Genomic DNA, 23,432 nt, shown 5'->3' on the forward strand with positions numbered 1-23,432 from the left:
TTCCCTCCTATTCGTCCTCGCGGACGACCGGACTTTCAGCTTGTCCGGAAAGCTTATTTTTTGAATTCAGATGTATGTAATCGTAAATGTAAGCGATCTCACTCACAGGAAGAGCCACCCGGTAGTGGCGGGAGATATCCTGAAAGCTGTCTCTTACCTGTCCGATAAATTCGGCGTGTTTTTCTTCAAAGTCTTTTAAATCCTGATAATTGTCAATCGGAGTCTTTGTGACCAGACGCTCCACCAGACAACACAGGTGGACGTAAAGTCCGATCATAATTCGTCCCGCAATCTTTCTTCCGGTGATTTTCTGGAGCCGTCCAACTGCCTGTTCCACTTCGTCTAAAAGTTTGTCCGGATTCAGGATCGTGATGGACTCCACGACATTCTGCAAAGAGAAATTCTTTACCAGATTTTGATTGAAGACTTCCATCTGTTCTTCGTTCAGATACTCGGAAAAAATGTTGGTCAGCTTTTCCGCGGAATTCATCGAGATGATGTCCTCCAGGGAGATAAAGGGGATTCCTTCGATCTCCGGATTGAAAACTCCGATGATGCATTTTACATGGTACTGTTGGAAGATCTCATCGTGACTGCCGTTTTTCACCAGTCGGTAATAATCGTAAGCCACAAATTTTAGCGGGATCACAGTCTCGGAAGTTTTCAGGATCAGTTCTTTCAACTTCTCGGTCGTGTCTATGCCGTTTTCTCCGCTGAAGATCACGGCGTCTTCCTTCTGCACGTTGTGGATGATGCGATAGGTGCAGACATTGCTTTCGCTGGCGCGTTTTAGAATATCTTCCAATTTCTGGTTTCCACAGATGCCGAGACCAATGTCGACGGCGAGGGCAGTGGAAATGTTGTTGATGATGCCAATGTTTAAATTCCTTAAGTCACGCATCTGACTGTGAATCTGCTCCAAAGAACCCATATCTACCAGAAGGATGATGTCCTGACAGGTGATAAATCGTTCAATGTGTTTTTCTAACAGATCGGTGATGTCGCTCATCTGCATGTCGAGTGGCATGTCGATCGCGTCAAAGACTTTTCTGCCGATGATCTGATTGGCGGCGTCCGCGATACTCGAAGCGGTTGCATAGCCGTGGCTTAAAATGATACCGGCTGCGGAAAGTCCCTGAATTTTCTGGTTCTGATTTTTGATATCCAAGAGCAGGAACAGTTGATTTAAACTGTCTGTCTCAATATCCAGATTCAGTTTGATCAGGTTTACGATCCTGGAACAGATGACTGCCTCTTTTTCGAGGACGGTGCTGACTGCCTGAAACATTTCCTCGATCTCATCGTGATTTTGTTTCATCCAGTTGTCAATCAGGTGATCGCCCTGAAGCTGGATGTAAAGGCAACGGGCAAGCAGGTGACTGTATTTTTTGGAAAGGCTGATGCCATACATTTCGCCCACATTTTCAAAAATCTGATTGATCAACTGTTCATAAGTGGAGATCTTAATGTTTACCAGTTTCTGTCCGTAGATCAAGTAGTCATAGTAGTCGTTTAACTCTTTCCGAAATTCACTCATCAGACCATCAAAGTTGATGGCATCCTGACGGTAATCTTCAAAGGCATCCAACATGATCTGGAAAAACTGTACGGTCTGTCCAAGCGAGGTGTCCCGACTGTAACTGTTTAAATGGATCATCCGTTTGTCTTTGTCCTTGACTTCCAGTTTTAAGGAAGAGAGCATGTATTCCGGAAGGTGGTAGCTGTAAATTGCGATCCCATCGTTGCTTTTTTCCAGATAAGCTCCGGCACAACTGCTGGTAACGCAGGTCTTTAATTCGTCGATGTTGTTTTCGTAGGAAAATTCCAGCATGCAATGGAAGGCGTTCTGGCTGATGCTGACGTCAACTCCCATGCGCCGTCCTTCTGCTTTCAAAAAGGAGACGAGCATTTCCTCTTTCTCATCGCCGGTGCGTTCATGTAAGCTGGGAACAGGGATCACAATGGGGATCATCCTTGCAAGTGGCTTATAAAGCGTTTCTCCGGGTGATTTTGTGGTGGAGAAAACCAGTCTTGCATTGGATTCAAAAATATGTTCTTCATCGTGATAACTTTTGTACTGTCCCGAGATCAGGTAAAAATAAATCAGTTCCTGACCTGAAAATGGAAGACGGTCAATCTCATCAAAAAACAGGATACCGTCTTTGGCTTTTGCGAGCCAACCTTTCCCATCTGCTCCGCCACAGAGGGCAAGAGCGAATTTTTCTTCGTTCTGAGCGTATTCCGAGCAGTCTACGGTAAGGTAGGGCGGGAGAGAAGTTGCACCCGCAGTTCCAATAACCCGTTCGTTTACTGCGTATTCATACATCAGCCGGGAAAGAAAGGCCTTTCCGGTTCCACCAGCGCCGTAAAACAGGGCTGGAAGACCATTTGGTGGATATTTGATTGCTGCCTTGCACTGCTCGATACAAGAACTTAAACTCAGGTAATAACCGATGGCTTTCTGAAAATCTCTTTTCTTTTCATCGCTTCGGCACTTACGCTGAAACTCATCCATGCCGGAGAATACGCAGGTTTCCAGAGTAACCTGGGTCTCGCGTTCAACATTTTTCTTGTGAAAGAAATAAACAGGGCGGGAGTTGACCTTGATGGCCCGCTCTTCTTTTACCAACTCATTCAGATACTGACTGGCTAAATTACGGGAAATGTTCAGAGATTCGCTGATGTGATTCGCCGTAAAATATTTCAGATCTTTCAGAGTAAAACCCCGACTTATTTTTTCCAAGTAAAGATATAATTCCTCTTTGGTGCTGAGCATGTACATGATTCTCCTGTTTGTAAATTTGAGCTTGTTTCTTCGCGCGTTTTCTTGTCTACCTGATTACAAGCATTATTATACAAAAAATCTTTTTTAATGGAATAGGTTTTGGATGATTTCGCCAGTTGTGGCGGGGTTTCGTCAGTAGGGAGACATAAAATGGGGGTGTGGAGAAAGCAGAGGAAAGGAGTTCGACACTAGGATTGACACTTTTAGGAGTGGGAGTTGTGGTATACTGGAACTACGAGAAGTGGGAAGTTGGAGAATTGGACAGAAGAAAATGAAACAGAAAAGTAACGGAAAAAACGTATTAGCTAGTGTATGAAATGAGGAGGAAAGGATTATGCAGAGTGAGAAACAAGAGATTCGTCTGGTAGCCGTAGATTTGGATGGAACGCTTCTCCATGAGGACAAGAGCATATCGGATTATACATTAAAGGTATTGAGAAATATCGTGAAAAAAGGTGTGATCCTGGTGCCGGCGTCCGGTAGACCGCTCGAAGGAATGAAGAAGGCGGTGTTAAATCAGATCGATGGCATCAAATATGCGATCTGCTCCAATGGTGCGATGCTGATGGATGTGCCGGAGGAGAGATGCATCTGTGAAGCTGGAATTCCGACTGAAAAAGCGGTAGAAGCGCTTGCGTTTCTGGAGCAGTTTCCAACCGCGGTGTATGCACATACCGATCAGGGAACATTTCGGGAAGTGGGCTGGGAAAAGACGGGTTTATCAGAAAAATACCCTTATATAAAATTCAGTGACGGAAATGTCGAAAATCTGAGGGAGTTCTTGAAGACCAGTGGGGTGAAAGTACTGAAAATGGGGGCGTTTGCCCTGGAAGATGGACTGGCACAGAAGATTTTGGCAAAGGGAAGTCCGACTCCCGGAATCGTATTTTTGCGGACCGGCGACGGAATTGTGGAGGTAAATTCCGTCGATGCCTCAAAAGGAAATGCACTGCGCACACTTTGCAAAAAATTAAAAATAAGTATGGAAAATGTGCTCGCAATAGGCGATAATGAAAATGATATTTCGATGCTCCAGTCAGCCGGTGTTTCGGTCGCAATGGGAAATGCCGAGGAGGATGTGAAGCAGGTCGCAAAGTATGTGACTGGAAACAATGAGGAGGATGGAGCAGGGCATTTTCTCGATGAGTGGGTGCTGAATAACGGGGGAAAAGATGAGTATGGAGGAAATCTGTGATTACGGGAGGATAAAATGATGAGGGCTGATTATCATGTACATACGGAATACAGTGATGATTCCGCCTACGAGATGGAGCAGGTTGTCCGGGATGCGATTGAGAGAGGCATTGACGAGCTCTGCTTTACGGATCATGTGGACTATGGAATCAAGAGGGACTGGGATGAGCCGGGGGAGTTGATTTATCGTGTGGGCGGATCGGGGGAGCCGGACGCAATGGTTCTGAACAATGTGGATTATCCGAAATATGTTGCGCAGATTCGGGAGCTTCAGAAAAAATACGGGGACAAGATTTCCATAAAACTGGGATTGGAATTTGGCATGCAGGCGCACACGATTGATCGGTATGAGAAGTTGTTCGCGAGGTATCCGTTTGATTTTATCATTCTTTTCGTTCATGAGGTTGAGGACAAAGAATTCTGGAATCAGGATTTCCAGAAAGGCAGATCTCAGCAGGAATACAATGAGCGGTATTATGAGGAATTGCTGTATCTGGTCAAGCATTATCACAATTACAGCATTTTGGGTCATGTGGATCTGATCACAAGATACGACAACGCGGGCGTTTATCCGTTTGAGAAAGTAAAACCTGTGATCACAGAGATCTTAAAGACAGTGATTGCGGATGGAAAGGGAATTGAGGTCAATACTTCCAGCCACAGATATGGGCTCAAGGATCTGACGCCGTCGCGTGACATTTTGAGATTGTATCATGAACTTGGCGGGCGGATTATCACGATCGGAAGTGACAGCCACAAGCCGGAACATCTCGGCGCGTATATTGACGATACAAAACAGGAATTGCGGGCACTTGGGTTTACGGAGTTTTGTACGTTTGATCAGATGAAGCCGGTTTATCATCCGCTGTAAAAATTGCAGAGTGAATTTGGAAATTTGCGGGAAATTTGGAGGAGACCTGTGATGGAGATAAAAAAGATTGAGCATGACTTTTCGGTGTGCAAGGTGAAGGATTATTCCCTTGTAAATCTGGATGCACCGTACTGTTTTATCGAAAAGACGGAGGAAGAAAATTCTCTGGTCTGCATGACGGAAAATGTGCCGTCCAATACGGTTGAGCGCGATGATGGATGGAGGGCATTTCGAATTCAGGGAATCCTTGATTTTTCGTTGATCGGAATTCTGGCAAAGATTGCGGGAATTTTGGCAGAGAATCAAATCTCTATTTTTGCAGTTTCAACTTACAATACCGATTATGTTTTTATTAAGAAAGAGAATTATGAGAAGGCGCTGGAGGTTCTTGCGCATGAGGGTTATACGATTGTGGGATAAGAATCCGTATCGGAGCATTTGAAAATTTCAGTTTGATTAAAAAATATTGCGGAAGTGCCAGTAGCACTTCCGCAAATTTGTATGACTCATTTTGAGCAGATCAGGTTACTCTTTCAAAAGCTGACTGTGCACGAGGGCAGAGTATTCGCCATCCTTTTGCATCAGTTCTTCGTGTGCGCCAAGCTCGGTGATTCTGCCGTTGTCGATCACGGCGATGCGGTCAGCATTCTTGACTGTCGACAGGCGGTGGGCGATGACGATCGTGGTGCGTCCCGCGGAGAGCTTTTCAAATGTCTTTTGGATCTTTGCCTCGGTTACGCTGTCGAGGGCGCTGGTTGCCTCATCGAGAATCAGGACGGGTGGATTTTTCAGGAAAATCCGCGCGATCGAGATGCGCTGTTTCTGTCCGCCGGAGAGCAGGACACCGCGCTCACCGACATTTGTGTCAAAGCCCTGTGGCATTGCACAGATATCGTCATAAATTTCAGCCAGTTTGGCTGCCTCAATGATCTCTTCCATCGTCGCGTCGAGTCTGCCGTAGCGGATATTTTCTGCGATCGTGTCCGCAAAGAGAAAGACATCCTGAGAGACGACGCCGACGTTCTGGTGCAGGGATTCCTGTGTGACCGTGCGGACGTCCTGTCCGTCGATGCGAATAGCACCGTCTGTCACATCATAGAAACGTGGGATCAACTGGCTTAAAGTCGTCTTTCCACCGCCCGAGGAGCCGACGAAGGCAACCATCTCACCCGGAGCGATATTCAGCGTGACATCGTGGAGAATATCGCGTCCCGGCTGGTAGGCGAAGGAGATATGATTGATCTCGATTTTGCCTTTGACATCCGTCAGAGCTTTGGCATTCGGGGCATCGGTCAGAGACGGCTCGGTTCGCATCAGCTCGACGAAACGGTGTAGACCGGCAGTGCCGTTTGCGATCAACTCACTCGTCACAGCGAGACGACGAATCGGGCTGACAAATGTTGTGATATACAGGCTGAATGTGATGAGGTCAATTGTGTTGAGTTCACCCCTCATGATCAGCGCACCGCCGATTGCGATGACAACGACGGAGAGCGTGCAGAGGAAAAATTCCATCACGGAGTTGAAGCGTCCCATTGCCTGATGATACTCATATTTTGCATTTTTGTAACTGCCATTTGCAGAATCAAACTTGTGAAGTTCGGCATTTTCATTTGCAAATGCTTTTGCAGTGCGGATGCCGGAAAGACCGGACTCAAAGTCGGTGTTGATGCTTGCGGTCGTCTTTTTGACCCGTCGGGAGGCATTTCTCATTCCGGCTTTACAGCGCCAGACGACAGCCAGAAAGACAGGAACCATGATTGCGATGACAAGAGCAAGTCGCCACTGAATTGTGAACATGATGATCAGTGCGCCGATGATCGTCACGAAGGAGACGAAGATGTCTTCCGGACCGTGGTGGGCAAGTTCTGTGATGTCAAACAGATCGGCGGTCAGACGGCTCATGAGCTGACCGACGCGGTTGTTGTCAAAATAGTCAAAACTCAGACTCTGGATGTGGCGGAACAGGTCGCGCCGGATATCGGTTTCGACGAGGACGCCGAAATTGTGTCCCCAGTACCAGATGATGTAAGTAAATACCGATCGCAGAACGTAGGCGCAGAGGACAGCGATCATCACGAACCAGAATGTCTGCCATGCTTTCTGCGGGAGCAGGGTGTACATGCACCAGCGGGACACAGCAGGGAACGTCAGGTCAATCAACGCGATCCCGAGCGCACAGAGCATGTCCAGTAAGAAAAGTTTGATGTGTGGTTTGAAGTAGGACAGAAAAATCTGAAATTCTGTCTTGTTTTGAAAATCTTTTGTGTTCATACAAATCCCCTTTTTGAAAATGAAATTGATTTTTATGCCCGGCATATCACGTAACTGTCTTTGCAAGATCGGATAGTGGAAGATCTGTGCTTGATGCTTGACGGCTTTTCTTTTTTGCAATATGATTTTATCATATAAAAATTAGAATTTATATCGAATTATTCTCATATTTTATCATTATATCGTCAATTAAAATAAAATTTTGGAAGATCATTGTCCGCGAAATGCGAGAAGCCAAAAACGTCGGGAGGTGTACAGGAAGAAAAATGGAAGGGATACATGGGAACAAGACTTTTGCAAAACCGGAAATGGAACAGAAAAATCGGGAGCAGAAAATTAAGGAGCGGGACAATATTTTAAACTCGGTCAATCTAAATGCAGGGACAGACTTCCCGTATCTGGTGTTAAATGTTGTTGACCAGAACAGTGTTCCGCGCAAGCCGGGTTTTCGCGTTTTTCACTGGCATGAAGATTTTCAGTTTATCATTGTGCATCGCGGAAAAATTGAATTTGACACGATCGATACCTCCGTTTCTCTGAATGTGGGAGAAGGTGTGTTTATCAACAAGAATGTTGTGCATCGCGTCCGCCAGAATGGACCCTGCCATTATCACAGCATCCTGTTTCCAGATTATTTTCTCAAATTTTATTTTGATTTTCCGGGGCGGGGACTTGTGGACAGCGTTATCACAAACGACAGTCTTCCGTTTGTTGTCTTTCAGCCTTCTGTTTTGTGGCAGAAGGAAATTCTTGAAAGGCTTCGGTCACTGTTAGAACTGAAAACGGACAGCGAATTTTATGCATATGAAGTGATGGTACAGTTGACAACGATCTGGCTGACTCTGCGGAAAAATCTTTCCCTGCCCGCGGGGGAGAGTCCTCATCCACTCAACGTTCGGATGCAACAGTTTTTGCATTACATTGCCCTGAATTATGCACAGGAGATCTCGCTTGAAGCTCTCGCTCAGAGCGCGAATGTCAGCAAATCGGAGTGTCTGCGCTGTTTTAGGGTCAGTCTCGGGACAACGCCGTATCAGTATTTGATTGAATTTCGGCTTGCGCGGGCGGGAGAACTTCTGTGCAGTACGGATTTGCCCATCGGGGAGATTTCCGAGGAGGTTGGATTCCATCAGGTCAGCCATTTTGGGAAATGCTTTAAAGAAAAGACGGGATGCACACCGAAAGAGTACCGAAAAAAGAAACGAACAGAATAAAAAAATAAGAGAACATAAGAGAAAAGAAGAGAGAAGAAGAGGAAAAGCGGATAGGAGGAAAAAACGTGTATTTCTTATACGGAGAGACGGAAATCGCATATTTAAAGAGAAAAGATAAAAAACTGGCGGAGGTGATGGAGCGAATTGGTCATATCGAGAGGGTGACAGATACAGATTTGTTTTCTTCCGTCGTTCATCATATCGTCGGACAGCAGATTTCGAGCAAGGCGCAGGCAACAATCTGGAAGCGACTCCAAGATACGTTGGGAGAAATAAATGCGGAGACGATTTCTGCGAGAGAATGTTCGGAATTGCAAGCGCTTGGGATGAGTTTTCGCAAGGCAGAGTACATCAAAGAATTTGCGGACAAGGTGCAAAGCGGTGAGTTTGACTTGCAGAATGTGGAGCAGATGTCCGATGCGGACGCGATCGAAGCCTTGTCCTCTCTGCGAGGGATCGGAGTGTGGACAGCGGAGATGATTTTATTATTCTGTCTGCAACGTCCCGATGTATTTAGCTTTGATGATCTTGCGATTCAGAGAGGACTTCGCATGGTTTACCATCACCGAAAGATTGACCGGAAACTGTTTGAGAAATATCGCAGACGGTTCCATCCTTATTGTAGTGTCGCAAGTCTTTATTTCTGGGCGGTTGCAGGTGGTGCGATTCCCGACATGAAGGATTATGCGCCAAAGAAGAGTGGGAAAGATGCAAAGAGATAGAAAAACTAGAGAAAAATAGAAGAAAAAGGATTCGGCATAAAATAAAATCAATCGCATAGAATAAAAGTGTCAAAGCGGGTGGAATAAAGGAGTGGCGTCATGAAGTTGAAGAAACCGGAAATACGTCCGCAGAAGGATGGGGACGGAAAAGTCAAACGAATGTTCCGCAGAAATCAGATGATTATCACGACACTTGCGATCATGATTGCGGCAGCCGGATACTTAAACTATGCGGGGAAGCGGGAGCTTGAGGCGAGCACGAACACAGGAAATCAGATTTATCAGGCGGGAAGCCTTGATATTTCAGACGAAGATCTGCTTGCGGAGAATCAGCTCGCGGGGGACAAGAACAGGCAGGATGGGCAAAATGTGGCAGACGGGACGATGCTCGGACAGACAGGAAATGAGAATGGTCTGACGGACAATCAGGTAAGTGGCGACAATCTGCAACCGCAGGCGGAGGGAAGTCTTCTTCAGGCGGAAGCAGGGGGAGAGCAGGCTGACGGGAGCGGAAATTCGGGTGCAGATCCTGACACTGCGGGAACTCAGCTTGCCGAGATTGACAGCTGGGACGCGGAGGAGAGCGGACTTGAAAATCCCGGGGAAGCCGTGCTCACAAGCGGAATCACGGTGTCGGACTACATAGCCGGGGTGCAGATGAATCGCGAGCAGATCCGTGCGAAGAACAAGGAGACGCTCAACAGCATCATCAACAACGCCAATATCGCAGAATCGGCAAAGCAGGAAGCGATTCAGAATATGATTCAGATGACGGCGATTGCGGAGAAGGAAAATGCGACGGAGACGCTTCTTCAGGCGAGGGGATTTTCTGACCCGGTTGTGAGCATCACGGATGGAAAGGTGGACGTTGTGATCAATGCGCCGTCGATCACCGACCAGCAGAGGGCGCAGATCGAGGACATTGTGAAACGCAAGACGGAAATTCCGGTGGACGGGATTGTGATTACGCTGATGAAGCTCGAAGAGTAGGTAAAAAACAGCCCTTTGCAAAACTGCCGTCATTTGCTATAATAACAGCAGAACGAAATGCAGAATACAACTCTGAATGTACAGAGTGATCGAGGAGGGATAAACGTGGCAGAACTGGAAGGAAGAAATACTCACAAGGTATATGAGAAGGATAAAATCGGAGAAGTTCGCATCGCGGATGAGGTGGTTGCGATCATCGCAGGTCTGGCAGCGACAGAGGTAGAGGGTGTTGACTCGATGGCAGGCAACATCACGAATGAGCTTGTCGGAAAGCTTGGCATGAAGAACCTGTCAAAAGGTGTGAAGGTGGATGTGACGGAGGAGCATGTGTCCGTAGATCTTTCCCTGAATCTGAAGTACGGATACAACATTCCGGATGTCAGCGAGCGTGTGCAGGATCGCGTGAAGTCTGCGATTGAAAACATGACTGGTCTGACTGTTCTGGATGTCAACATTCGGATCGCAGGTGTGAATCTGGCAGAGGAAAAGTAAGCAAAAAGAAACGTAAGTTTTGCTGATTTTGCTGAGAATCAAACCGAGTTTTATAATTTGAGATTTGTTTTGTGTGGAGTCTGGCATTTGCCGGGCTCCTGTTTTTATCTTCTGTTTCTGATATTTTTTATACTCTTTTTCTTGAGTCTTTTTCTGGTATTGCTTTTCTTTTTGTATTGTTTTTCTTTTTCCTTGTCCTATTTTTTTCCATTTCCTTGTTCTTTTGCCTTTATCCCATTGCTTTTGTTTTTTTCTTTTCACATTTTCTTTTGTCTTTTTTGTTCCCTCTCTCTTTGCATGGGTGTTAATTGAAAAGTTGCCAAGTTGCACACAGAAAAGACACACAAAAAACACCGTTTGCAAATATTTTTTTCATAAAATGATGGAGTTGAGTCGTTCAGAGTTATTTATGCGACAGAAAAATAAAAGCATGAATAAAAATAAGAAGTGTGCAAATGTAAATGGATAAGCGTGTGGATAAGCATGTGGTCGGATAAGAGAGTGAGAGGAGAGAAAACTATGAATTTGAGACGAGTGATTTTGAGAAGGCAGTTTCCGGTCTGATGGCATCGGAGTATGTCGACTATATCAACAGTCTGGGACTCAAAGATCCGCAGACCGGAGAAACGCTGACACTCGGAGAGGACGGACGCAGTGGAAGTTTTTATGAGTATATGGAAAAACAGGTGGAGGACTCTGCAACGAAGTATCTGACGAAACTTGCGGATGGTTCCCTCTCTGCGACCTACTCGGTGGATGATTATCTGAACGGAAATTATACGAAGGTTGGACGAGGCAAAAGACCGGGAGAAGCCGGAAACGAGGAAGCGGGCACCGATCTGAGCAGTTTCTTAAGCTGGGATGGCACAACGGCAACGATTTCGAGTCTTGATGACTATCTGAGTGCGTACAATCCGAGAATGAAGACCGTGATGGCATTTGATAATCTGGAGATGACGGAAAATTCCGGTGAAAATCTGGAGTTTGGAGATGCCGATCACCAGTATATGCACTTTGATTCTTACATGTCAGGAGTTCTCGAGAAGCTGAAAGAGAGTTTCCCGAGCGAGTATGAACAGTATGCCGAAGCGTACTCGGCTGTGGACGGGGATCAGGATCTTGCAGAGCGCAAGAAACTGCTGAACCCATTGACCTACATCGGCAATCAGGAGACAGATGCGGATACTGCCAAATATATTCGAATTCGAGTCGGCACACAGGATGCGGACACCTCCCTGTCAATCTCCGCCGAGCTTGCACTTGCCCTTGAAAATCACACCGATGCACAGGTTGATTATGCCCTCGTCTGGGATCAGCCTCACGGCGATGCCGATTACGACGGAGAGCTGATCGAGTGGATTGATCAGATTTGCCAGAAGTGAGAGTCAGGTACGGAGCCTTCATGAACGGACGGGGCGTGACTTGGTACCCTGATTGGAAGATTGATGGTGTAGAAAACTGGCACGTAACAAATTGATATTATATTTAATTTATATTATAAATGAAAAATCACAATCCCCGCGATTGCGATTCCGGCGCCGAGGAGTCGGCGCCATTCAAACGGAACTTTTTCCACGCCAAAGAGTCCAAAAAGCTCGATCCCGTAGGAGACGAGAATCTGAGTCACCACGATTGTGAGCGTCGCGCGGGCGGGACCGAGACGGTCCATGCCTTTTACGACGCTCCAGGTGATAAATGCCCCGAGGACACCGCCGATCAGCAGGTACCAGGGGCGAATCTGAAAAAGAGAAGAGAACGGAGCACGGTCTCCGAACAACCAGAACAGAGCGCAGGTCGCAAGCGCCGTCAGCTGAACCCAGACGGCACAGAGCCAGACCCCGCTCTGTTTTGTCGCTTCGGTGTTTAAGACACCCTGCAAGCTCATCAGTGCGCCAGAGAGAAGCGCAATCAAAAATCCCCACATCACAAAGACCTCCAAATGGATTTCCAAAATACAGGAAATAAAAAGATATTGGAAAAATTGAGTCATTTATTTGCCAAATCCGGGAAATAAACAGTAACAGTATGCGAAAATCAGGAAAATTTTATACGAAAACCACCCATTGAGTATCTGAAAAAAATGTGATATGATAATATCCAACTATGCAGATATGTATGTGCCAGGAGGAAAAGGAAGAATGACCAGAAGAGAAATGCGGGAACACTGTTTTAAAATGTTATTTGGGGTAGATTTTTACCCGGCAGAGGAGACCGCAAAGCAGGTAGAACAGTATTTCGGTTCACCTGATGAAGATGATACAACAGCAGATGGAACCTTGGAGATTGTTCACCAGGTGGAGATGGCAGACAAGGACAGAGAGTTCCTGATTGCCCGCGTGGAGGAGATCGCACCGATGATTCCACAGCTTGATGAGGAGATCAATAAAGTTGCTCAGGGATGGAACACAAAGCGTATGGGTCATGTGGAGCTGACGATTCTGCGTCAGGCAGTCTACGAGATGCGCTATGACAGCGATGTGCCGGATAAGGTAGCAATCAATGAGGCAGTTGAGCTTGCAAAGAAGTTCGGTGGAAACGATTCCCCGGCTTTCATCAACGGTGTGCTTGCAAGACTGGTGAAAGAGCAGGCAAACTAAAAACTCAGAGTGGATGTCCCCCTCCTTTATAGGTAGGGATATCACAAGATTTCTCAGGAGGGGAGACAATCCACTTCTGAGTTATACGCTCCGCGAGCATGCGCAGTGATTTTGATGGGAAGATGTCAGCAGAGCTGACCAAAATCACGCGCCAAGTCTCCGCGAGCGTCGACTTGAACTCTAAGACCGGAAGGGATAGCAAAGGGCGATTGAGATGGCGAGTGTTTATTCCGTTGCACAGGTAAATTCTTATATAAAAAATATGTTTGCACAGGATTTTGTCATGAACAGGATTTCTGTTCGCGGAGAGATTTCCAACTGCAAATACCATCCGTCCGGACACATCTATTTTACGATGAAGGACGGGGGAGGAACTCTGAGTGCCGTGATGTTTGCCGGAATGCGCGGAGGGCTTTCTTTCCGGCTGGAGGAAGGGCAGAGCGTGGTCGTGACCGGAGCCGTGGATGTGTATGAGCGGGACGGGACGTATCAGCTGTATGCAAAGAAAATAGAACTCGACGGGCGGGGCGATCTCTATGAGCGCTTCTGCCGTTTGCGCGAGGAACTCGAAGAAATGGGGATGTTTGCTAAAGAGTACAAACGCCCCATTCCGCGTTACGCGCAGAAAATCGGGATTGTGACCGCGAGCACGGGCGCGGCGATTCGCGATATCATGAATATCACGGCGCGCAGAAATCCGTTTGTTCAGCTGATTCTCTATCCGGCTCTTGTGCAGGGAGAGGGTGCCGTGGCGAGCATCTGCGCAGGTATCCGCACACTCGATGAGATGGGACTTGACGTTTTGATTGTCGGGCGTGGAGGTGGCTCGATCGAGGATCTCTGGGCATTCAATGAGGAGAAAGTCGCGAGGGCGATTTTTGAATGTCAGACACCGGTGATCTCGGCGGTTGGTCATGAGACGGATGTGACGATCGCGGACTATGTGGCAGATCTTCGTGCGCCGACTCCATCAGCGGCCGCAGAGCTTGCGGTATTTGAATGGAATCGCTTTGAGAGCGATTGTCAGGCATATGAGAAATCGCTGGTGCGCGCAATGAGTCAGCAGATTCAGAACCGTCGAAATTATTTAAGTTGGTGTCGGACGCGCCTTCTCGTTCAAGATCCGCACTTCAAGCTCAGCGAAAAACGGCGGAGACTTGCAGAGATGGAAGGCAAATTAAACACGGCGATGGAGAAACGCTTCACCGAGGCGAAACATCGCCTTGCGCTTGCAAGTGGAAGGCTTCAGGGACTCTCTCCACTCGAGAAGATCAGCAAGGGCTTTGGCTTCCTGACCGATCAGAATGAGCACCGGATTGAGAGTGTTTCTGATGTCAAAGTGGGAGATCCGATCACGATCCGAGTCCTTGATGGACGGGTTAAGGCGGTTGTCACCGATGTCAGTGATCCTATCGATGTCAGGGAAAATGAAGCGCCGGTCAGAGAGGACTGAGAAAACTGTCATGGGGAGAAATGGCAAGAAAGGGAGGCTTAGGAGGAAAGATGAAGAAAAAATCGTCCGAGGAAGCATTCGAGGAGTTGACCGTGGAACAGGCATTTTCACAGCTTGAACAGGTTTTGCAGAAGCTGGAGGATTCAGATACATCGCTTGAGGAGGCATTTACCTTCTATGAGAAGGGAATCCGGCTTTTGAAGGGCTGTACGGAGAAATTAGATCGCGTGGAAAAACAGATGATTGTTCTTCGGGGAGGAATGGAAGATGGAAATGAATGACAAAGAGATGTTGAAAGCGGAGCTCAAGAAGCGCACAGCTGAGGTAGAGGCAGTTGTGGAAGCGTTTCTTCCGGAGGAGACCGGGCATCAGAAAACGATTTTTGAGGCAATGAATTACAGCGTGCGTGCCGGTGGAAAGCGCCTGCGCCCGATGCTGATGGAGGAAACCTATCGCCTTTTTGGCGGAAATGGAGAGGAGATCCGTCCGTTTATGGCAGCCATGGAGATGATTCACACCTCCTCCCTGATTCATGACGATCTTCCATGTATGGACAATGACACGCTCAGAAGAGGTCTTCCGACGACGTGGGTGAAGTTCGGATATGACATGGCAGTTCTCGCCGGAGATGCCCTGCTGATCTATGCGATTGAGACGGCTTCCAAGGCATTTGAGAAGACGACCCGCCCGGATCTTGTCGGACGTGCGATCGGAATTCTCTCACAGAAGACGGGAATCTACGGAATGATCGGCGGTCAGGTTGTCGATGTCGAGCTGACCGGAAAGCCGATTCCACAGGAAAAACTCGATTTCATTTACCGGTTGAAGACGGGCGCCCTTCTCGAGGCATCGATGATGATCGGTGCTGTGCTTGCGGGAGCAAATGAGGAGGAGATCGCACTCACGGAGCAGATCGCGTCGGCAGTAGGTCTGGCATTCCAGATTCAGGATGACATTCTGGATGTGACGAGCACGGCAGAACAGCTTGGCAAGCCGGTTCTCAGTGATGAGAAGAACAATAAGACGACGTATGTGACTCTCGTCGGAATTGAGCAGGCACACAAGGATGTGCAGGAAATCTCGGAGCGCGCAGTACAGCTTCTTGAGAAACTGCCGGGGAAGAATCCATTCCTCGCAGGTCTGATCGAGATGCTTGTCACGAGAGAAAAGTAATTAAGAGGAATAAGAGATGTACGGAAGGGCACAGGAAGAGTTATGATTCTGGAACGGATAGAAGGACCATGGGATGTAAAGAAACTGACTCCGGAGCAGATGAAGACGCTCGCAGCAGAGATTCGCCAGTTCCTGATTGAGAAGATCAGTGTGACGGGCGGACATCTGGCGTCGAATCTCGGAGTCGTGGAGCTGACCATTGCCCTGTATCGGGCTTTTGACCTGCCGAAGGATAAGGTAATCTGGGATGTGGGTCATCAGTCCTATACGCACAAGATTCTGAGCGGACGCAAGGAGATGTTCGATGAACTGCGTCAGTATGGAGGAATGAGCGGATTTCCGAAACGCAAGGAGAGCCCGTATGATTCCTTTGATACGGGACACAGTTCGACTTCGATCTCAGCGGGGTTGGGAATTGCTCAGGGCCGGGATCTTCTGGGGGAAACTTACTCGGTTGTCTCTGTGATCGGAGACGGAGCACTCACCGGAGGAATGGCTTATGAGGCGCTGAACAACGCAGCGCATTTGAACAAGAATTTTATTATTGTACTGAACGACAACAACATGTCGATCTCGGAGAATGTCGGAGGAATGTCGAAGTACTTGAGCGGACTTCGCTCGGGAACCGGATACAACCGATTGAAGAAGCAGGTGTCGAACACGCTTCTGAAGGTTCCGGTTGTCGGGGAGGGACTTGTCGACAAGATCAGCCGGACGAAGAACAGCATCAAGCAGTTGATGATTCCGGGTATGCTCTTTGAGAACATGGGAATCACCTACCTTGGACCGGTCGACGGTCACGACATTTCGGAGATGACGAAGATTTTCAAGGAAGCAAAGAAGATGGACCACGCGGTTTTGATCCATGTCCTGACGAAGAAGGGAAAGGGATACAGACCGGCGGAGGAGAATCCATCGCGCTTTCACGGAGTTGAGCCGTTTGATATCAAGACCGGAAAAGCACTTCGCACGAAGCAGTTTCCGACCTACACGGATGTCTTTTCGGGGGAGCTTTGTCGGCTTGCCGAGAAGAATCCGAAAATTGTCGCTGTGACGGCGGCAATGCCGGACGGTACGGGACTGACGGCATTTCGGAAGGCGTATCCGAAACGGTTTTTTGATGTGGGAATTGCGGAACAGCATGCGGTGACTTCGGCGGCTGGAATGGCGGCAGCGGGTTTAAAGCCTGTCGTGGCGGTCTATTCGTCGTTCATGCAACGCGCATTTGACCAGATTCTTCATGATGTGTGTATTCAGGATCTGCCGGTTGTCTTTGCGCTTGACCGCGCAGGACTTGTCGGAAGCGACGGTGAGACCCATCAGGGAATCTTTGATTTGTCTTATCTGACTTGCATTCCGAATATGAGCGTGCTTGCACCGAAGAATCTGTGGGAGCTTGAGCGGGATTTGCAGTTTGCGATGACGTATGACCGTCCGATTGCGATCCGTTATCCGAGAGGACAGGCGTACCGCGGACTCGAGGAATTCGACTCGCCGATCGAGTACGGAAAGGGCGAGATTCTGATGCAGGGCGAGGAGATTGCACTTCTCGCAGTCGGAAGTATGGTCAGCACCGCGGAGCATATCAGAAATAAGCTCGGCGAGGAGGGCTGGAACTGCACCCTCGCAAACGGTCGTTTTATTAAACCGATCGATAAGGAGCTGGTCTGCAATCTTGCCGATCACCACAAACTGATCGTGACGCTTGAGGAAAATGTGCTTCAGGGCGGTTTTGGTCTTGAGGTGACTGCGTTGGTTCACGAGTACGCACCGAATGTAAAGGTGCTCAACATCGCGCTTCCGGATGCGTATGTCGAACACGGAAATGTCTCCGTGCTCAGGGAGACCGTGAAGATTGACAGCGATTCGATTATCCGCACAATGCGGGAATTTTATCCGGCGCTTCGAGCAAACGAACAGACACATAACATATAGGAAAATAAAACTGTGAGATGGAATTAAGGCAGAATTGTGAGATAGAATTAAGACAGAATTAAGATAAAATCGTGAAGTAACACAGTGAAACAGCACAGTGAAACAGCACAGGGAAAGAAAATTAAAATAGTGAAATAAAACAGTGAAAGTGAAATAGAACAGAGAGGAACAAGACAGAGATGAAAGAGAGACTCGACGTAATGCTTGTAAACCGGGGACTTGCAACTTCCCGGGAGAAGGCAAAGGCGATCATCATGTCCGGAATCGTCTATGTGGACGGACAGAAGGAAGACAAAGCCGGATCGATGTTTGAAGAGAAGGTAAATGTGGAGGTGCGCGGAACGACATTAAAGTATGTCAGCCGTGGCGGTCTGAAACTGGAGAAGGCAATGACGCATTTTGGCGTTCAGCCACAGGGAAAGGTCTGCATGGACGTGGGATCTTCAACGGGTGGATTTACCGACTGCATGCTTCAGAACGGTGCAGTCAAGGTCTATGCGGTTGATGTCGGTCACGGACAGCTCGACTGGAAACTCCGCAACGATCCGCGTGTAGTCTGCATGGAGAAGACGAACATCCGCTATGTGACTCCGGACGACATTGAGGATAAGATTGGTCTCTCCTCGATCGATGTCTCCTTCATCTCTCTGACGAAGGTTCTCGGACCGGTCAAGGCACTCCTCACAGATGATGGACAGGTTGTCTGCCTGATTAAACCGCAGTTTGAGGCGGGACGTGAGAAGGTTGGAAAGAAAGGCGTTGTCCGCGAGAAGAGCACCCATCTTGAAGTTATCCGCAAGGTTATGGAGTTCGCTTCCGAGATCGGATTTGAGATTTTGAACCTGGAGTTCTCCCCGATCAAGGGACCGGAGGGAAATATCGAGTACCTTCTGCATTTGCAGAATCACACGGACGGACAGATCCGCAGAGAATTCCCGGTTGATGAGGAGGCAGTGGTAGAGTCGGCACATCAGACACTCGATAAATAAAAATGCGTGAAAACGCAGGAGAGCAGGAGAAAGTAGGCAGGAATGAAGCATTTTTACTTGATCGCAAATCCCACCAAGGAAGGGGCGGTGGAGACCGCAATCCGAATCCGTGACTATCTGATCTCCCGAGGTGCAACCTGCACCGGAGGTGTGGAGGAAGACCCGGAGAAATCCGGAAAAAAACATCGGAATGGCTACACCGATCCGGACGATGTGCCGGATGAGACGGAGTGTGTGATCACGCTTGGAGGAGATGGAACACTGATTCAGGCATCGAGAGATCTTGTCGCGCGCCAGCTTCCTCTGATCGGCATCAATCTCGGCAATCTCGGGTATTTGACTCAGGTTTCGAGAGGAGAGGACATTCGTCCGATGCTCGAGGCACTTCTCAACGACAATTATACGCTTGAGAATCGAATGATGCTTGAGGGGCGGGTGACCGGGGAGGATGGAATCCGCACCGGAGTCGCCCTCAACGACATCGTTCTCGCGCGAAAAAACGTGCTTCAGATGTTGAAATTTCGCGTCTTTTTGAACGGCGAGTATCTGAATGAGTATCTCGCGGACGGCATGATCGCCGCGACACCGACCGGTTCCACGGCATACAATCTCTCTGCCGGAGGACCTGTTGTGACGCCGGGAACGGAACTGATTGTCATGACTCCGATCTGCCCGCATACGCTCGGAGCACAGAGTATTGTGCTCTCCTCGGAGGATCGGATTGGGATTCATCTGATGGAGTACCGCGACAAGGAGCAGACAGCAGTCTTTGATGGAGATCAGGTTGTGGACTTAAAGCCGGGAGATACACTCGAAATTTTCCGTTCCCGCAACCACACGGTATTGATTAAGCTGAAAAACATCTCATTTTTGGAGACACTGAGAAATAAGATGGAGCGGATGTAAGCAAAGCGTAATTTTGAGAACAATTCAGAGATTTTCGAGATTTCAGAGATCGATTTAAACAAATCTGAGAAGATCGATTCAGAAACTGGAATATTTTTAGACATTCTGGAGGGGAAAAATGAAACTGGAACGTCACAGCAAGATTGTAGAATTAATTGGGAAATATGAGATTGAGACGCAGGAGGAGCTTGCACAGAAGTTGCAGGAATCTGGATATCGCGTGACGCAGGCAACGGTATCGAGAGATATTCGAGAACTTCGCCTGACGAAGGTTCCGTCGGAGAGCGGACGCCAGCGCTATGTCGTGATGCAGAATCCGACGACGACATTTAGCGACAAGTACATCCGGATTTTGAAGGATGGCTATGTGTCAATGGACATGGCTCAGAATATTCTGGTGATCAAGACGGTGTCCGGCATGGCGATGGCAGTTGCAGCGGCTCTTGATGCGATTCATTTTCATGAGATCGTCGGCTGTATTGCCGGAGATGATACGATCATGTGTGCAGTCCGCAGTGTGGACGACACGATTCTTGTGATGGATAAGATCAAGAAACTCGTAGCAGAATAGATAGCAGAATAAGGAGGACGCAGGATGCTTCTGGAACTGCATGTGAAAAACCTTGCGCTGATTGAGCAGGCGGATGTGGAGTTCGGAGACGGACTGAACATTTTGACCGGTGAGACCGGAGCGGGAAAGTCGATTATCATTGGGTCAGTCAATCTGGCCCTTGGGCAGAAAGCGCCGAAGGAGATGATTCGCAGTGGCAGTGATTACGCCTATGTGGAACTGATTTTTTCGGTTGAGGAAGAAAAGAGGGCGCTTCTTGAGCGGATGGATGTCTATCCGGACGACGACGGCACCCTGATTATTACAAGAAAGATTATGCCGACGCGCAGTGTCAGCAAGATCAATGATGAGACGGTGACAATCGCAAAACTCAAGGAGGTTACCAGTCTTCTGATTGATATTCATGGTCAGCACGAGCATCAGTCTCTGCTTCACGCATCAAAACATCTGGAAATTCTGGATACTTACGCAAAATCGCAGATCAGTCCAATTAAAGAAAAAACAGCGGGCTTGTACAAAGAGTATGGGATGTGGAAGGCGCGCCTTGAAGAGCTGTCCGGGGATGAGGAGAGCAGACGCAGGGAGTATGATTTCCTCCAGTTTGAGGTGGATGAGATTGAGCAGGCGGGACTTAAGGATGGCGAGGAAGAGGAGCTGACCGAACGCTATCGTTTCTATTCCAATAGCCGAAAGATCGCGGAGAGCCTTTCTGTCGCCTATGAGGCGGTGAATTCTGAGCTGATCGGACGTGCGATTCATGAGGTCGGTGAGGTTGTGGACTACGATCAGGCGCTGAAGCCGATTCAGGATCAGCTCTATGACGCAGAGTCCCTGCTTGACGATGTGCATCATGCGATCGGAAGCTATCTCGAGGATATTTCGTTTAATGAGGAGGAGATGAGACAGACCGAAGAGCGCCTCGATCTGATTCACAATCTTCAGGCAAAGTACGGGAGCACGGTTGCAGAGATCTCACGGACTCTTGAGGAGAAGCAGAAGCGTCTTGAGGAGTTAGAGCATTTTGATGATTACCGCAGAGAAGCGGAAACAGGGCTTAAGAGAGCGGAAAAACAGCTTGAGACTGCCTGTGAAAAACTTTCGGAGGCGAGAAAAAAGGCAGCGGTGATTCTGACAGAGAAGATTCGCGAGAGACTTCTCGATCTGAATTTCCTCGATGTGAAGTTTTCGATGAATTTTACGCGCCTGTCCCATTACACGGCAAATGGTTTTGATGAGGCGGAGTTTGTGATCTCAACAAACCCCGGAGAGCCGGAGCGTTCGCTCGGACTTGTTGCCTCGGGCGGTGAGCTCTCGCGAATCATGCTCGCGATCAAGACCGTGCTTGCGGATACGGATGAGATTCCGACATTGATCTTTGATGAGATCGACACGGGAATCAGCGGACGCACCGCACAGAAAGTCTCGGAACAGCTCGCGATCATTTCGAAGAATCATCAGGTAATCTGTATCACGCATCTTCCGCAGATTGCGTCGATGGCGGATGAGCATTTTGAGATTGCAAAGTCTGCAAAGGATGGAAAGACGCGGACCGTCATCCACGAGCTTGATGAGACGCAGATGATTGCGGAACTTGCGCGTCTCCTCGGCGGTGTCGAGATCACCGGAGCAGTGCTCGAGAATGCGAAGGAGATGAAGCGTCTCGCCCAGGAGACGAGAGAGGAAAAACGTCGTACTTTTTAATTTAAGTCGACGTTTGCGCATCCTCTCTGAGGGATTTAGGTATTTAGGGATTTAGGGGTTTTCTGGGCTTTTATTGGGAAGATTCTATTGGGAGATTCTATTGGGCGGTGGAATCATCGGCTTCGAGCATCGTTTCGATAAAGATTCCATATCCTCTTGTTGAATCTTGAACAAAGACATGAGTGACGGCTCCGATCAGTTTTCCGTTCTGGATGATCGGGCTTCCGCTCATGCCCTGCACAATTCCGCCGGTCAGTTTTAAAAGTTCCGGGTCTGTGATGCGGATGACCATACTCTTGTTTTTCTGGAGCGGATTCAGCTCAATTTTCTGAATTTCAATTTCATAATCCCGGATCTGCCCGGAGACGTTGCTTCGAAGAAGGGCGGGGCCTTTTTCGATATCCTGACAATGCCCGATCGGGATTGCGGTGGAGAGCGTGCGGGAGCGCAGGGTTTCATTGGCATTTCCGAAAATTCCGGCATCCGTGTTGGCGTTTATCTTGCCGAGGAGACAGCCGGGACCGTAGTAGATCACGCCTGCCATGATGCCGGGATTTCCGACGCTTCCCTTTTCAATTCCGAGAATTTCTGTCTCGTAGAGGGAACCTTCATGGCTCTCCATCAGATGTCCGGTATCTGAGTCGCTGATGCCGTGACCGAGAGCGCCGAAGTTGCCATCTGGTTCTAAGTAGGTCATTGTGCCGATTCCTTGCGTATCGTCGCGGACCCAGGCGCCGAGCATGCAGGTTCCGTCGGAAGTTCGCACGGGGCGCACGGAGACTTCAAGTTCTTTATCGTCACGCCGGATTTTTAGGAACACGTTCTCTGCGCCTCCGACATGGCGAAGTTCGGTGATCAGGGCTTCCTTGCTTGTCAGGGGATGTCCGTTGATTGCCTCGATGTAGTCGCCGGATTCGAGAATGCCGAGTGCGGGTTCTGTCTCATTTCCGGTTTCGTCCGTAACTTTTCCGGTTCCGACGACGAGGATGCCGTCTGATTTGAGATAGATTCCGATCGGGAATCCGCAGGGGATCGCATAGCGCTGTTCGACGACGTCGAGCTGGATGTTTTTGAGGCGAATTGCACCGAAAAGTTTTAAGCCGAGCTGGTAGGTTCCGGATTTTGTCGCGGAGAGCGAGAGTGGGGAGTCGCTGGAAATTCGCACGGAGTTTTCCGGAATGTTGGAGGCATTTCGCAGGGAGACTTCGGAAGTCTCGTCGAGAAGTGTCACCTCGAGCGGGAGTCCGCCAAATGTAAAGGAGCCGGTCTCGTTTCGGGTGAGGCTGAGTCGATCGGGGATCTGGCGGTCAAAGGTGTACCAGGTGAAGCCGATTGTGAAGAGGAGGCTGATCCAGAAGGTGCGGATGAGGATGTGGCGGAAGCGGGGGTTGGCTTTGCAGAGTTTTTTGGATGGTTTGGCGCTGTTGTCAGAAGTGTTTTGATCGTGAAGATTGGTATTACGAGAGGGTGAATTTGAATCAGAGTGAGTCGGTATGTTCGTCTTTGTTTTCATTGTTGTGTCCTCCTCAATTTTTCAGATGTGTGTTTGAATGGAATAAGGGTAT

At 48.5% G+C, this 23,432-nt stretch carries 21 protein-coding genes; 17 read left to right on the forward strand and 4 right to left on the reverse strand.

The window, feature by feature from the left end; translation table 11 throughout:
* Window positions 1-7 precede the first annotated feature (7 nt).
* Entirely contained in the window at window positions 8-2,776 is a 2,769-nt protein-coding gene (locus ACR0QT_RS08020; RefSeq protein ID WP_432630298.1) for a PRD domain-containing protein, read from the reverse strand.
* Window positions 2,777-3,119: 343 nt separating this feature from the next.
* On the opposite strand from ACR0QT_RS08020, the gene ACR0QT_RS08025 reads away from it, so the two are divergent.
* The 3 genes from ACR0QT_RS08025 to ACR0QT_RS08035 are packed head-to-tail and all read left to right on the forward strand — an operon-like array spanning window position 3,120 to window position 5,270.
* Window positions 3,120-3,980 carry a Cof-type HAD-IIB family hydrolase gene (locus ACR0QT_RS08025; RefSeq protein WP_432630299.1) on the forward strand — a complete coding sequence of 287 codons (861 nt, stop codon included), beginning with the start codon at window positions 3,120-3,122 and terminating at the stop codon, window positions 3,978-3,980.
* A 15-nt stretch (window positions 3,981-3,995) separates the two neighbouring features.
* Window positions 3,996-4,850 (forward strand): histidinol-phosphatase HisJ family protein, encoded by an 855-nt coding sequence (locus ACR0QT_RS08030; protein ID WP_432630300.1) that lies wholly within the window; start codon window positions 3,996-3,998, stop codon window positions 4,848-4,850.
* 51 nt (window positions 4,851-4,901) lie between these two features.
* A complete protein-coding gene (locus ACR0QT_RS08035; RefSeq protein WP_432630301.1) occupies window positions 4,902-5,270 on the forward strand; it encodes an ACT domain-containing protein in 369 nt (122 codons plus the stop codon).
* A 105-nt stretch (window positions 5,271-5,375) separates the two neighbouring features.
* Here ACR0QT_RS08035 and ACR0QT_RS08040 read toward each other — a convergent pair whose 3' ends face one another.
* Window positions 5,376-7,124 carry an ABC transporter ATP-binding protein gene (locus ACR0QT_RS08040; protein WP_432630302.1) on the reverse strand — a complete coding sequence of 583 codons (1,749 nt, stop codon included), beginning with the start codon at window positions 7,122-7,124 and terminating at the stop codon, window positions 5,376-5,378.
* A gap of 266 nt (window positions 7,125-7,390) precedes the next feature.
* On the opposite strand from ACR0QT_RS08040, the gene ACR0QT_RS08045 reads away from it, so the two are divergent.
* The 5 genes from ACR0QT_RS08045 (at window position 7,391) to ACR0QT_RS08065 (ending at window position 11,924) form a co-directional block, all read left to right on the forward strand.
* Window positions 7,391-8,338, forward strand: a complete 948-nt coding sequence (locus tag ACR0QT_RS08045) for a helix-turn-helix domain-containing protein (RefSeq protein ID WP_432630303.1) — start codon at window positions 7,391-7,393, stop codon at window positions 8,336-8,338.
* Between the two features lie 65 nt (window positions 8,339-8,403).
* Window positions 8,404-9,060 carry a DNA-3-methyladenine glycosylase family protein gene (locus ACR0QT_RS08050; protein WP_432630304.1) on the forward strand — a complete coding sequence of 219 codons (657 nt, stop codon included), beginning with the start codon at window positions 8,404-8,406 and terminating at the stop codon, window positions 9,058-9,060.
* Between the two features lie 99 nt (window positions 9,061-9,159).
* Window positions 9,160-10,050 (forward strand): SpoIIIAH-like family protein, encoded by an 891-nt coding sequence (locus ACR0QT_RS08055; RefSeq protein ID WP_432630305.1) that lies wholly within the window; start codon window positions 9,160-9,162, stop codon window positions 10,048-10,050.
* A 57-nt stretch (window positions 10,051-10,107) separates the two neighbouring features.
* Window positions 10,108-10,542 (forward strand): Asp23/Gls24 family envelope stress response protein, encoded by a 435-nt coding sequence (locus tag ACR0QT_RS08060; protein ID WP_432630306.1) that lies wholly within the window; start codon window positions 10,108-10,110, stop codon window positions 10,540-10,542.
* A 563-nt stretch (window positions 10,543-11,105) separates the two neighbouring features.
* Window positions 11,106-11,924 (forward strand): hypothetical protein, encoded by an 819-nt coding sequence (locus tag ACR0QT_RS08065; RefSeq protein ID WP_432630307.1) that lies wholly within the window; start codon window positions 11,106-11,108, stop codon window positions 11,922-11,924.
* A gap of 113 nt (window positions 11,925-12,037) precedes the next feature.
* Here the strand turns inward: ACR0QT_RS08065 and ACR0QT_RS08070 are convergent, their stop codons facing one another.
* Window positions 12,038-12,466 carry a DMT family transporter gene (locus tag ACR0QT_RS08070; protein WP_432630308.1) on the reverse strand — a complete coding sequence of 143 codons (429 nt, stop codon included), beginning with the start codon at window positions 12,464-12,466 and terminating at the stop codon, window positions 12,038-12,040.
* A gap of 214 nt (window positions 12,467-12,680) precedes the next feature.
* Here ACR0QT_RS08070 and nusB point away from each other — a divergent pair, with 214 nt between their 5' ends.
* The 9 genes from nusB to recN all read left to right on the forward strand — a co-directional run bounded on the left by nusB (window position 12,681) and on the right by recN (window position 21,867).
* Complete coding sequence (gene nusB / locus ACR0QT_RS08075) at window positions 12,681-13,139, forward strand: transcription antitermination factor NusB (protein WP_177977680.1); 459 nt, start codon at window positions 12,681-12,683, stop codon at window positions 13,137-13,139.
* A gap of 214 nt (window positions 13,140-13,353) precedes the next feature.
* Complete coding sequence (gene xseA, locus ACR0QT_RS08080) at window positions 13,354-14,592, forward strand: exodeoxyribonuclease VII large subunit (protein ID WP_432630309.1); 1,239 nt, start codon at window positions 13,354-13,356, stop codon at window positions 14,590-14,592.
* Window positions 14,593-14,642: 50 nt separating this feature from the next.
* The gene (gene xseB, locus ACR0QT_RS08085; RefSeq protein WP_432630310.1) at window positions 14,643-14,873 is read left to right on the forward strand and encodes an exodeoxyribonuclease VII small subunit; all 231 of its coding nucleotides are present in this window, start codon (window positions 14,643-14,645) and stop codon (window positions 14,871-14,873) included.
* Window positions 14,866-15,765 carry a polyprenyl synthetase family protein gene (locus tag ACR0QT_RS08090; protein ID WP_432630349.1) on the forward strand — a complete coding sequence of 300 codons (900 nt, stop codon included), beginning with the start codon at window positions 14,866-14,868 and terminating at the stop codon, window positions 15,763-15,765. The genes xseB and ACR0QT_RS08090 overlap by 8 nt, the downstream gene beginning before the upstream one ends.
* 42 nt (window positions 15,766-15,807) lie before the next feature.
* Window positions 15,808-17,700, forward strand: a complete 1,893-nt coding sequence (gene dxs, locus ACR0QT_RS08095; RefSeq protein WP_432630311.1) for a 1-deoxy-D-xylulose-5-phosphate synthase — start codon at window positions 15,808-15,810, stop codon at window positions 17,698-17,700.
* 179 nt (window positions 17,701-17,879) lie between these two features.
* Entirely contained in the window at window positions 17,880-18,689 is an 810-nt protein-coding gene (locus ACR0QT_RS08100; RefSeq protein ID WP_432630312.1) for a TlyA family RNA methyltransferase, read from the forward strand.
* A gap of 42 nt (window positions 18,690-18,731) precedes the next feature.
* Complete coding sequence (locus ACR0QT_RS08105; protein ID WP_432630313.1) at window positions 18,732-19,595, forward strand: NAD(+)/NADH kinase; 864 nt, start codon at window positions 18,732-18,734, stop codon at window positions 19,593-19,595.
* A gap of 118 nt (window positions 19,596-19,713) precedes the next feature.
* Entirely contained in the window at window positions 19,714-20,166 is a 453-nt protein-coding gene (gene argR / locus ACR0QT_RS08110) for an arginine repressor (RefSeq protein WP_432630314.1), read from the forward strand.
* A gap of 24 nt (window positions 20,167-20,190) precedes the next feature.
* Window positions 20,191-21,867: a DNA repair protein RecN gene (gene recN, locus ACR0QT_RS08115; protein WP_432630315.1), complete on the forward strand. Its 1,677-nt coding sequence runs from the start codon at window positions 20,191-20,193 to the stop codon at window positions 21,865-21,867.
* Window positions 21,868-21,964: 97 nt separating this feature from the next.
* On the opposite strand, the gene spoIVB is transcribed toward recN, so the two are convergent.
* On the reverse strand, window positions 21,965-23,380 hold the full coding sequence (spoIVB, locus tag ACR0QT_RS08120; RefSeq protein WP_432630316.1) for a SpoIVB peptidase: 1,416 nt from the start codon (window positions 23,378-23,380) through the stop codon (window positions 21,965-21,967).
* Between the last annotated feature and the right edge of the window lie 52 nt (window positions 23,381-23,432).

Source organism: Brotaphodocola sp. (genome assembly GCF_050873365.1).
Classification (GTDB): domain Bacteria; phylum Bacillota; class Clostridia; order Lachnospirales; family Lachnospiraceae; genus Brotaphodocola.